Origin of the sequence: Klebsiella sp. YJ (assembly GCF_002108615.1) — a bacterium.
Classification (GTDB): Bacteria; Pseudomonadota; Gammaproteobacteria; order Enterobacterales; family Enterobacteriaceae; genus Klebsiella; species Klebsiella planticola.
The window spans coordinates 1-530 of record NZ_MTEG01000117.1 but is presented as its reverse complement, the minus strand read 5'-3'; the positions used below and the strand labels follow the sequence as shown (position 1 = coordinate 530).

General features: G+C 50.2%; 1 pseudogene. It reads left to right on the top strand.

Features of this window, described 5'->3' with window-relative positions:
- A pseudogene (locus BV390_RS30455) lies at positions 1–501 on the top strand (IS3-like element ISSen4 family transposase); the annotation flags it as partial.
- Positions 502–530 lie beyond the last annotated feature (29 nt).

Below are 530 nucleotides of genomic sequence, written 5' to 3'. Positions count from 1 at the left end.
TCGATGGATTTCGTCATGGACGCACTTTCCACCGGTCGCAGGATCAAGTGTCTTACCTGCGTCGATGATTTCACAAAGGAATGCCTGACGGTCACTGTTGCCTTTGGAATTTCAGGCGTTCAGGTCACGCGTATTCTGGACAGCATTGCACTGTTTCGAGGCTATCCGGCGACGATAAGAACTGACCAGGGGCCGGAGTTCACTTGCCGTGCACTGGATCAATGGGCCTTTGAGCATGGTGTTGAGTTGCGCTTAATCCAGCCGGGCAAGCCAACGCAGAACGGATTTATTGAGAGCTTTAACGGACGATTTCGCGATGAATGTTTGAATGAGCACTGGTTCAGCGATATCGTTCATGCCAGGAAAATTATTAATGACTGGCGGCAGGATTATAACGAATGCCGCCCGCACTCCACGCTGAATTATCAGACACCGTCTGAATTTGCAGCGGGCTGGAGAAAGGGTCATTCTGAGAATGAAGATTCCGACGTTACTAACTGAGTGTTGTATCTAATCGTGGGGGCAGGTCA